This is a genomic window from Kluyvera sp. EC_51, assembly GCF_019584505.1.
GTDB lineage: Bacteria > Pseudomonadota > Gammaproteobacteria > Enterobacterales > Enterobacteriaceae > Kluyvera > Kluyvera sichuanensis.
In genome coordinates, this window is the sequence record NZ_VDAG01000067.1 from 1 (window position 1) to 231 (window position 231).

1 rRNA gene is annotated in these 231 nt (G+C 54.5%); it reads right to left on the reverse strand.

The annotated features are described in order from the left end of the window. A 23S ribosomal RNA gene (locus FHC49_RS12285) occupies positions 1-231 on the reverse strand; the annotation flags it as partial.

The window sequence follows — 231 nt, forward strand, 5'->3', positions numbered from 1 at the left end:
TTAACCTGTTTCCCATCGACTACGCCTTTCGGCCTCGCCTTAGGGGTCGACTCACCCTGCCCCGATTAACGTTGGACAGGAACCCTTGGTCTTCCGGCGTGCGGGTTTTTCACCCACATTATCGTTACTTATGTCAGCATTCGCACTTCTGATACCTCCAGCATCCCTCACGAGACACCTTCGCAGGCTTACAGAACGCTCCCCTACCCAACAACACATAGTGTCGCTGCC